Genomic DNA, 8160 nt, shown 5'->3' with positions numbered 1-8160 from the left:
GCGCGGGACGCCACTCCTCCGAGGGCCTTCAGCGCATGCAGGAGGACCGATCGATCGTCGGCGGTCTCCTCGCGCACCGGATGATCGTCACATCGCAGCGACTTCCTTGCAGTTGGCCATCCACAGGCTCGTCCACGGATCCACCGAAGCGCCTTGAACTGCGTCGGAGACGGCGCAGGACGAGCCGGCGGAGACGCGAAGCCGCTCCTTGGGTGGGTCGGCCGACGACGTCAGGCGGTCGCGACGGCCGTCAGGTCGCGGGCGAACGCCGCGCTCTGCTGCAGCAGTGACGCCGAGACGATGTCGATGACCCGTGGGTCGACGGCGAGTCCGACGTGCGAGGCGCGGACCTCGACGGCGCGACCTTCCGGGTCGATGCAGGCCTTCCAGTCGACGATGCCGTCGCGCCTGGAGTAGATGTTCGTCATCTGCACCTCGGTGGGCAGCGGCTCCTGGACCTCGACGAAGCTCAGGTGGGCGCACTCACCGCCGACGCAGTCGCTCGACATGACGCCGGGCAGGCCCGCGTCCGAGAGCAGGTTGAGGGCGCGCACGCCGCGGGTCAGCAGGGCGTGGTGCGCGGCCGGGGCGCGCATCGGGCTCCCCATCGTCACCAGTCCGGCGACGAGGTCGGGGCGGCGGGCGGCGAGCCCGCGGCCGATCATGCCGCCCAGGCTGTGCCCGACGATCTGCACCCGCGAGCCGCGTCGCTCGACGAGCCGCTCGAGTCGCGCCTCGAGGTCGAGCGCCGATTTCAGGGTGCAGTTGACGTTGGCGTGGATGTGCGAGCGGTAGGTGCGAAAACCGCGCTCGCGCAGTTCCCTGTTCATCCCGGCCAGCGTCCAGTCACCGGCGAGGAATCCGGGAATGAGCAGCACCGGCTCCGCGGCGCGGGCGGCAGCCCCTCCTGCGAAGGGAGTACGACGACGGGTGTGCCGGGCGGCGCCACGGCGGACCGCGAAGCGGCCGGCCTCGGTGACCACGCTGCCCTCGCGCAGGAGCGCCGCGAGTGCCGGGCGGCCGTAGCCGTCGGGCAGCAACCAGGGCGCCATCGTGTTGCTCACGTTCGGGATGTTACGTGGTTGAAACGACAACTTCCGGCAATTGGGCACACTGGAGCCATGTCTGGCCCCACGCAGAACGCGACCCCACCCGAAGTGACCATCTCGGATGAACTGCTCGCACCAGTGACCCCGACCATCGAGCTGTGCTACCAGACGTTCGGCGATCCGGGCTCCGATCCCCTGCTCCTGGTGATGGGCCTCGGCGGACCCATGACGTGGTGGGACACCGAGCTGTGCACCCAGCTGGCCGCGGCAGGCTTCTACGTCATCCGCTACGACAACCGCGACACCGGCAAGTCCACCCGCAGCCCCGGCCGCGTGCGTCGCGGTCACCTGGTCCGGGCCTTCGTCGGCGCACCCACCGCGGCGCCGTACTCCATCGCCGACCTGGCGGGCGACGCCTTCGGGCTGCTCGACCACCTCGGCATCGAGTCGGCGCACGTCGCCGGTGTGTCGATGGGAGGGATGGTCGCGCAGACCATGGCGCTCGAGTCGCCCGAACGGGTGCGCAGCCTGGCCAGCATCATGTCGACGACTGGGCGCCGCAGCGTCGGACGCCAGCACCCGAGCCTGATCCCGACGCTGATCGCCAAGCGCGGTCCGGAGCGCGAGGCGTACATCGCGGGCAGCGTCGCGGTCTGGAAGATCATCGGCTCCCCGCGGTTCCCCCAGACGGAGGAGAAGCTGCGCTCGCGCGCCGGGGACACCTACGACCGGGGCGTGTCCCGCGCCGGCGTCCTGCGCCAGATGATGGCGGTCCTCACCCAGGACGACCGCACCCGGGCACTCGCCGGCCTCACGGTGCCGACCGTGGTCCTGCACGGCCTGGCCGACAAGATGGTGCACGTCTCGGGCGGGCGCGCCACCGCCGCCGCGATCCCGGGCGCTCGCGTCACCCTGATCAGCGGCTGGGGCCACGACATGCCGGCAGCGCTGTTCCCGACGTACACCGCGGCCATCCGGAGCAACGCCGACCGCGCCACCCCACCCGCCTCCTGAGCCTCCCGCAGGGCCATCGCGTCTCCACAGCTCGCCGCTTCCGACCTCGTCCTCCACAGCACGTCCACGTCCGGACGACGGGGTCGGTCCGGCACTCCTAGTGTCTGCCTCCCGCGCCGGACAGGTCGGCGCACGAGGACCGAGGAGTGCAGATGGGACTGAGGACATTCGGTGTGCCGGCAGGGCTGGCGATGGTGGTCGCGGCCCTGGTCGCCGGGGTGCTCGCGTGGCCCGGCGACGCAGCGAGCGGCGACCGCGGACCGCGCTGGCAGCCGGCGGGCGACACGATCGTGGCCGTCGAGGGCGACGCCGACAACGGCTTCACCATCCATCACCACGACGGCACGACGCTCTTCCCGCCGACGCTGTCGGAGACCACGGCGGAGTGCAGCGAGTACGACACCGAGGTGCAGGTGGTCGCCTGCCAGGTCGAGGTCGAGACCTGGTTCCGCGACCTGGCCGACCTCCAGGCCGCGATCGCGTGGGCGAGGTACGACGCGTCGCGGCCCCGACCGCGGACCTAGACGGTCGCCTCCGCGCCGAGCACCCGCCCGGCGTTCGCGAGGTCCACGGTGAGGTTCTCGCCCGTCGACGGTTCGAACAGGTGCATGCGGCGGCCATCGACCCAGATCTCGGCCTCCTCCCCCTCCTTGATCCGGCTCGCACCGTCCAGGGAGACGACCAGCTGGGTGCGCATGCCCTCACCGTCGAGGTCCTTCTCGAGCTGCTGGAGCTGCTGGGTCACCTCGGGCGGGGACTCGAACGGGATGTAGGCGTAGGTCTCGTTGCCGAGCCACTCGACGACGTCGACCTTGGCGCGGAACGTCGAGCCCGTGCGGGCCTCCTCGGACGCCAGTGAGGCGTCCTCGAAGTGCTCGGGGCGGACGCCCGCGATGAGCAGCCCACGGCCGGCGACCCGCTCGGCCTTGTCCGCCGGGATCTCCACCTTCCCGAACGGCAGCTGCACCGAGGTCCCCTCGACCGTCGCCGGCAGGAAGTTCATCGGCGGCGAGCCGATGAAGCCCGCCACGAACAGGTTGCCCGGGTTCTCGTAGAGCTCACGCGGTGTGGCCAGCTGCTGGAGGACTCCCCGCTTGAGGACGGCGACGCGGTCGCCGAGCGTCATCGCCTCGGTCTGGTCGTGGGTGACGTAGACCGTCGTGATGCCGAGCCGCTTCTGCAGTCGCGAGATCTCGGTGCGCATCTGTCCGCGCAGCTTCGCGTCCAGGTTGGACAGCGGCTCGTCGAAGAGGAAGGCGTCGGCCTGCCGGACGATCGCTCGTCCCATCGCGACGCGCTGCCGCTGTCCACCGGACAGGTTGCCGGGCTTGCGCTCGAGGTGCTCGTCGAGCTCGAGCGTGGTCGACGCCTCGCGCACCAGCTTGTCGATCTCCGCCTCGGGCATCTTGGCGAGCCGGAGCGGGAACGCGATGTTCTCGTAGACCGTCAGGTGCGGGTAGAGCGCGTAGTTCTGGAAGACCATCGCCAGGTTGCGGTCGCGGGTCGCGAGGTCGTTGACCCGACGGTCCCCGATGACCATGTCGCCCGAGGTGATGTCCTCCAGCCCGACGATCATCCGCAGCAGGGTGGACTTCCCGCAGCCCGAGGGACCGACGAGGATCATGAACTCCCCGTCGGCGACATCGATCGAGATGTCGTTCACGGCAGGGAAGCCGTCGCCGTACTTCTTGACGATGTGGCTCATCGTGATGGCGGCCATGGCAGCAGCACCTATCCCTTCACTGCGCCGGAGGTCAGCCCGGCAACGATCTTGCGCTGGAAAATCAGGACGATGATGATGATCGGGATCGTGGCGATGACGGCGCCGGCAGCCAGCAACGACGCCGGTCGGTTGAACGGGTCGGCGCCGACGAAGAACGACAGCGAGGCCGGGATCGGTCGGGCGTTCTCGGTCGAGGTGAGCGAGATGCCGAAGACGAAGTCGTTCCAGGCGAAGAAGAAGGTCAGGATCGCCGCGGTGAACACACCCGGGGCGGCCAGCGGGACGATCACCTTGCGGAACGCCTGCCACGACGTGGCACCGTCGACCTGGGCCGCCTGCTCCATCTCCCACGGAATCTCCCGGAAGAACGCCGAGAGGGTCCAGATCGCCAGCGGGAGCGTGAAGGACATGTACGGGATGATCAGTCCGGGCCAGGTGTCGTAGAGACCGGTCACGCGCCACATGTCGAACAGCGGACCGACCAGGGACACCACCGGGAACATGGCGATCGCCAGGGACAACGACAGCACCAGCTTCTTGCCCTGGAACTCCAGGCGGGCAATGGCGTACGCCGCCAGGGTGGCCACCACGACCGAGAGCACCGTGGCAATCAGGCTGATGCCGATGGAGTTGAAGATCGCCCGCCGGAACTGCTCGTTGTCCCAGACCGCCTCGTAGTTGGCCCATCCGGCGCCGCCGCCGTCAGCGGGGAAGAACCCGGGACTGCCGTTGGTGATCGCGGTCTCGGACTTGAAGGACAGCGAGATGATCCAGGCGACGGGCAGCAGGCACCAGATCATGATCAACGTGCAGCCCACGACCAGTCCGACGCGACTCGTGATGCGACTGTTCATGTCAGGACTCCTGCCGTGCTTGGGCCAGGTCGACGCGGAAGAGTCTGACGATTCCGAAGGCGATCAGCAGGACGGAGAGGAAGAGCAACACCGACAACGCCGAGCCCATCCCGAGCTGGAACTGCTCGATGGTCTGCCGGTAGGTCAGGAAGCTGATCGACTCGGTCCTGACGGCACCGGACGTCATCACGAAGATGTTGTCGAAGATCCGGTACGCATCCAGGGCCCGGAACAGGACCGCGACCATGATCGCCGCCCGCATGTTCGGCAGGATCACCTTGGTCAGCCGTTGCGTCCAGGTGGCGCCGTCGACCTTCGCGGCCTCCAGCATGTCCTCGCTGACCTGGGCGAGGCCGGCCAGCAGGAGCAGCGACATGAACGGTGTGGTCTTCCAGATCTCCGAGACCATGATCGCCACCACGGCCGGGGTGGTCTCGCCGAACCAGTTGAAGTCGTCGCCGATGAACGGCAACCAGCCGTTGATGAAGCCGTTCTGGAAGGAGAACGCGAACTGCCAGGCGAAGCCCGAGACCACGGTGATGATGCCGTAGGGAATCAGGATCGACGTACGGATGACACCGCGAGCGAAGATCACCCGATGCATCACCATCGCGAAGATGAAGCCGATGACGAGCTCCACCGCGACGGTGACCACCATGTAGAGCACCGTGACGCCGGTGGTCTGCCAGAAGAGCGGGTCGCTCAGCGCGGTGAGGTAGTTGCTCAGCCCCACGAACTCACGATCGTCCGGGGCCGTCAGCGCGTAGTCGAAGGTCGAGAGATAGATCGCCCGCAGCATCGGGAACGCGGTGACGACCAGCATCAACACGATCGCCGGCGCCACCAGCTTCTGCCCCAGCCTGGTCTCTGCCCTGGCCCGGTCACTGAGGACCGGCTTGCCCGTCTTGGGCGCGGTCACGGCACTCACAGCAGCGACTTCCCTTCCAGCACGTCCTTCAGGTACTTCGCGGAATCTTCAGGGGTGCTGTCCGGATCGACCGAGTTCGGCGAGTGCCACCTGGCCTGGACGGCGCCGGAGATCATTGCGTAGAAGGCGCTCTTCGGACGGGGGCCACCCTCGTCGACGCTGGTCCGGTAGAGCTCGATCAGGTCCTTGGGGAACTGGCCGCTCGCGGCGACCTCGTCGTAGGCCGCGTTCGTCGAGGGCATCAGTCCCGCCTCGAGCGCCAGGTCCACCTGCGCCTGCTGGGAGGTGATGCACTCGGCCGCCTCGGTGGCCCAGTCCGGGTGCTCCGAGTAGGCACCCACCCCGATGTCGATGCCCCCGACCGGGGGCCTGGAGGCCTCGCCCTCGACCGTGGCCGGGTAGCGGGCCCAGCCGAGGTCGGCGAACTGTTCCTTGGTCGGCCCACCCGGCTTGTCGACGACGCCCTCGTAGTTCTTGTAGACGAAGGTCCAGTTGGTCATGAACTCGCCGGGCCCTTCCTTCGGGAACATCTGGCCCAGGCTGGTGCCCTCACGCGAGACGCTGAGGTCCGGTTGCGCAGCACTCGAGTCCGCGAGCTTCTGGACGATCGCAGCGGCCTTCCGACCGGCGTCGGAGCCGATGTCGACCTTGGCGTCCCGGCCGGCTTCGGTGTCCGAGACGATGGAGCCGCCCGCGCCCTGGACGAGGGCGTTGATCCACACGACGTAGGCCTCGTACTTGTCCGCCTGGACCCCGACCGTCCCGCCGTTGTCGGCAGCCGCGTCGATCACCTGGTCCCAGGTCACCGGCTTCGACATGTCGAGCCCCGCGGCCTCGGCCAGGGACTTCCGGTACCAGAGCACCTGGGTGTTGGCCCAGAGCGGGATCGCGTAGACCCGGTCCTGCCAGGTGACGGTGTCGGCCGCTCCGGCGAGGTACTCGCCCTCACCCTCGATGCTGGCCGCGACCTTGTCGGCGATCGGGCCCTCGACCTCCTTCAGCCAACCGGCGTTGGCGAACTCCGCGACGAAGACAGGGTCGAGGTTCATCAGGTCGGTCGACGAGTCCTCCGCGGCGAGCCGGCGGGCGAGCTGGGTGCGCTGGTCGGTTGCGCCCGTGGGCAGCAGCTGGACCTCGATGTCGTAGTCGCTGGTGCTGCACTCCCCGGCGTACCTCTCGAAGACGGGGACCCCGTCAGGGTTGACGTACCAGTTCAGCACCGGCTTGTCGGAGCCACCGCATGCAGCGAGAGTGCCGGCGGCCAGGACCGCCGTGGCCGCGAGAGCGACCTTCCGACGCCGTCTGCCCTGAGTCGAAAACATCAACCAGACCACCCCCTCCGAGTGTGGGTTGCGTCACTCAGGCCTACCGCAGCCGAGGGGGTGTTGTCCATCATTGGCGTCTGTCGAGGCCGAACCTTTACGCGTAGGTTGCGGGTCATGGCGCTCCATGTCGTGGCCGCCCGCACCGATCCCGCGCTGTTCCAGCTGCCGTGGTCAACGCCGCTGGCCGAGTGGGACAGGCAGTACGTCGTCCCGCTCCCGCTCGGCCTGTCGCGACACGTCGTCCGGGTGGTCCAGGTGAACCACCAGTTCCTCGCGGTCAAGGAGACCGAAGAGGCGATCGCGCTGCGTGAGTACGAAATGCTGCGAACGCTGCAGCGCCTCGGCCAGCCCGCCGTCGTACCGCGGGGTGTGGTGCGGGGACGCACCGACATCGAGGGCAACCCGTTGCCGACGGCGCTGCTCACCGAGCACCTGCACTACTCGTTGCCGTACCGCACGGTCTTCCAGCACGGCCTGCGTCCCGACCAGGTTCCTGCCCTCATCGACGCGCTCGTGGTGCTGCTCGTCCGGCTGCACCTGGCCGGCGTCTACTGGGGCGACGTGTCGTTGTCGAACGCGCTCTTCCGCCGCAGCGCAGGGGGATTCGCGGCCTACCTCGTCGACGCCGAGACCAGCGAGCACCACGAGTCCGTGTCGGACGCGATGCGCGAGCACGACGTCACCGTCGCGACCGAGAACATCTTCGCGGAGCTGATGGACCTGCAGGCCAGCGGCGACACCGACGTCGTCATCGACGGCTTCGAGATCGTCACCCAGCTCGGCGATCGCTACCACGCCCTGTGGGACGAGCTGACCGTCGCGGAGGAGTTCGGCACCGACGAGTGGTACCGGATCGAGCAGCGGATCGGGCGCCTCAACGACCTCGGCTTCGACGTCGACGAGCTCGACGTCCAGGCCGGGTCCGACCGCGTCCGGATCCAGCCCCGGGTGGTCGAAGCCGGACACCACTGCCGCGAGCTGCGCCAGCTGACCGGCCTCGACGTCGAGGACAGCCAGGCCCGCAAGCTGCTCAACGACCTGGCCGCGTTCACCGCCCACGGCGGGTACGACGACGAGGACCGCGAGACGGTGGCGCGACGGTGGCTGGCCACCGTCTACACGCCGATCGTCGAGATCCTGCCGATCGACCAGCGCCGCAAGATCGCACCGGCGGAGTTCTTCCACGAGGTGATGGAGCACCGGTGGGCGCTGTCGGACGTCGCCGGGCACGAGGTCAACATCTTCGACTCCGCCCGCGACTACGTCG

At 68.6% G+C, this 8160-nt stretch carries 8 protein-coding genes; 3 read left to right on the top strand and 5 right to left on the bottom strand.

Features of this window, described 5'->3' with window-relative positions:
• Positions 1-230: 230 nt before the first annotated feature.
• Entirely contained in the window at positions 231-1064 is an 834-nt protein-coding gene (locus tag ACOADB_RS04810) for an esterase/lipase family protein (protein ID WP_378596794.1), read from the bottom strand.
• A 57-nt stretch (positions 1065-1121) separates the two neighbouring features.
• On the opposite strand from ACOADB_RS04810, the gene ACOADB_RS04805 reads away from it, so the two are divergent.
• On the top strand, positions 1122-2063 hold the full coding sequence (locus tag ACOADB_RS04805; RefSeq protein WP_378596793.1) for an alpha/beta fold hydrolase: 942 nt from the start codon (positions 1122-1124) through the stop codon (positions 2061-2063).
• Positions 2064-2215: 152 nt separating this feature from the next.
• The gene (locus tag ACOADB_RS04800; RefSeq protein ID WP_378596792.1) at positions 2216-2587 is read left to right on the top strand and encodes a hypothetical protein; all 372 of its coding nucleotides are present in this window, start codon (positions 2216-2218) and stop codon (positions 2585-2587) included.
• On the opposite strand, the gene ACOADB_RS04795 is transcribed toward ACOADB_RS04800, so the two are convergent.
• From ACOADB_RS04795 to ACOADB_RS04780, 4 genes are read right to left on the bottom strand one after another with little or no spacing between them, the layout of a single operon-like run.
• On the bottom strand, positions 2584-3783 hold the full coding sequence (locus tag ACOADB_RS04795; protein WP_378596791.1) for an ABC transporter ATP-binding protein: 1200 nt from the start codon (positions 3781-3783) through the stop codon (positions 2584-2586). The two genes, ACOADB_RS04800 and ACOADB_RS04795, sit on opposite strands and share 4 nt — an antisense overlap.
• Before the next feature lie 11 nt (positions 3784-3794).
• Entirely contained in the window at positions 3795-4640 is an 846-nt protein-coding gene (locus ACOADB_RS04790) for a carbohydrate ABC transporter permease (RefSeq protein ID WP_378596790.1), read from the bottom strand.
• 1 nt (position 4641) lies between these two features.
• Positions 4642-5559 (bottom strand): carbohydrate ABC transporter permease, encoded by a 918-nt coding sequence (locus ACOADB_RS04785; RefSeq protein ID WP_378596789.1) that lies wholly within the window; start codon positions 5557-5559, stop codon positions 4642-4644.
• Between the two features lie 5 nt (positions 5560-5564).
• The gene (locus tag ACOADB_RS04780) at positions 5565-6890 is read right to left on the bottom strand and encodes an extracellular solute-binding protein (RefSeq protein ID WP_378596788.1); all 1326 of its coding nucleotides are present in this window, start codon (positions 6888-6890) and stop codon (positions 5565-5567) included.
• A 117-nt stretch (positions 6891-7007) separates the two neighbouring features.
• Here ACOADB_RS04780 and ACOADB_RS04775 point away from each other — a divergent pair.
• Positions 7008-8160, top strand: a 1153-nt coding sequence (locus tag ACOADB_RS04775; RefSeq protein ID WP_378596787.1) for a DUF4032 domain-containing protein, incomplete at its 3' end; no start/stop codon positions are given.

Origin of the sequence: Nocardioides sp. CPCC 206348, assembly GCF_048654705.1 — a bacterium.
In the GTDB taxonomy this organism is placed as follows: domain Bacteria; phylum Actinomycetota; class Actinomycetes; order Propionibacteriales; family Nocardioidaceae; genus Nocardioides.
Note: the sequence above shows the minus strand (reverse complement) of the source record. Positions and strands in the feature narration are given on the sequence as shown.

Bases quoted from the DNA above. Each gene is read 5' to 3' on its own strand.
- ACOADB_RS04795 (WP_378596791.1), bottom strand. From the start codon at position 3,783: ATGGCCGCCATCACGATGAGCCACATCGTCAAGAAGTACGGCGACGGC.
- ACOADB_RS04805 (WP_378596793.1), top strand. From the start codon at position 1,122: ATGTCTGGCCCCACGCAGAACGCGACCCCACCCGAAGTGACCATCTCG.
- ACOADB_RS04780 (WP_378596788.1), bottom strand. From the start codon at position 6,890: ATGTTTTCGACTCAGGGCAGACGGCGTCGGAAGGTCGCTCTCGCGGCC.
- ACOADB_RS04790 (WP_378596790.1), bottom strand. From the start codon at position 4,640: ATGAACAGTCGCATCACGAGTCGCGTCGGACTGGTCGTGGGCTGCACG.
- ACOADB_RS04800 (WP_378596792.1), top strand. From the start codon at position 2,216: ATGGGACTGAGGACATTCGGTGTGCCGGCAGGGCTGGCGATGGTGGTC.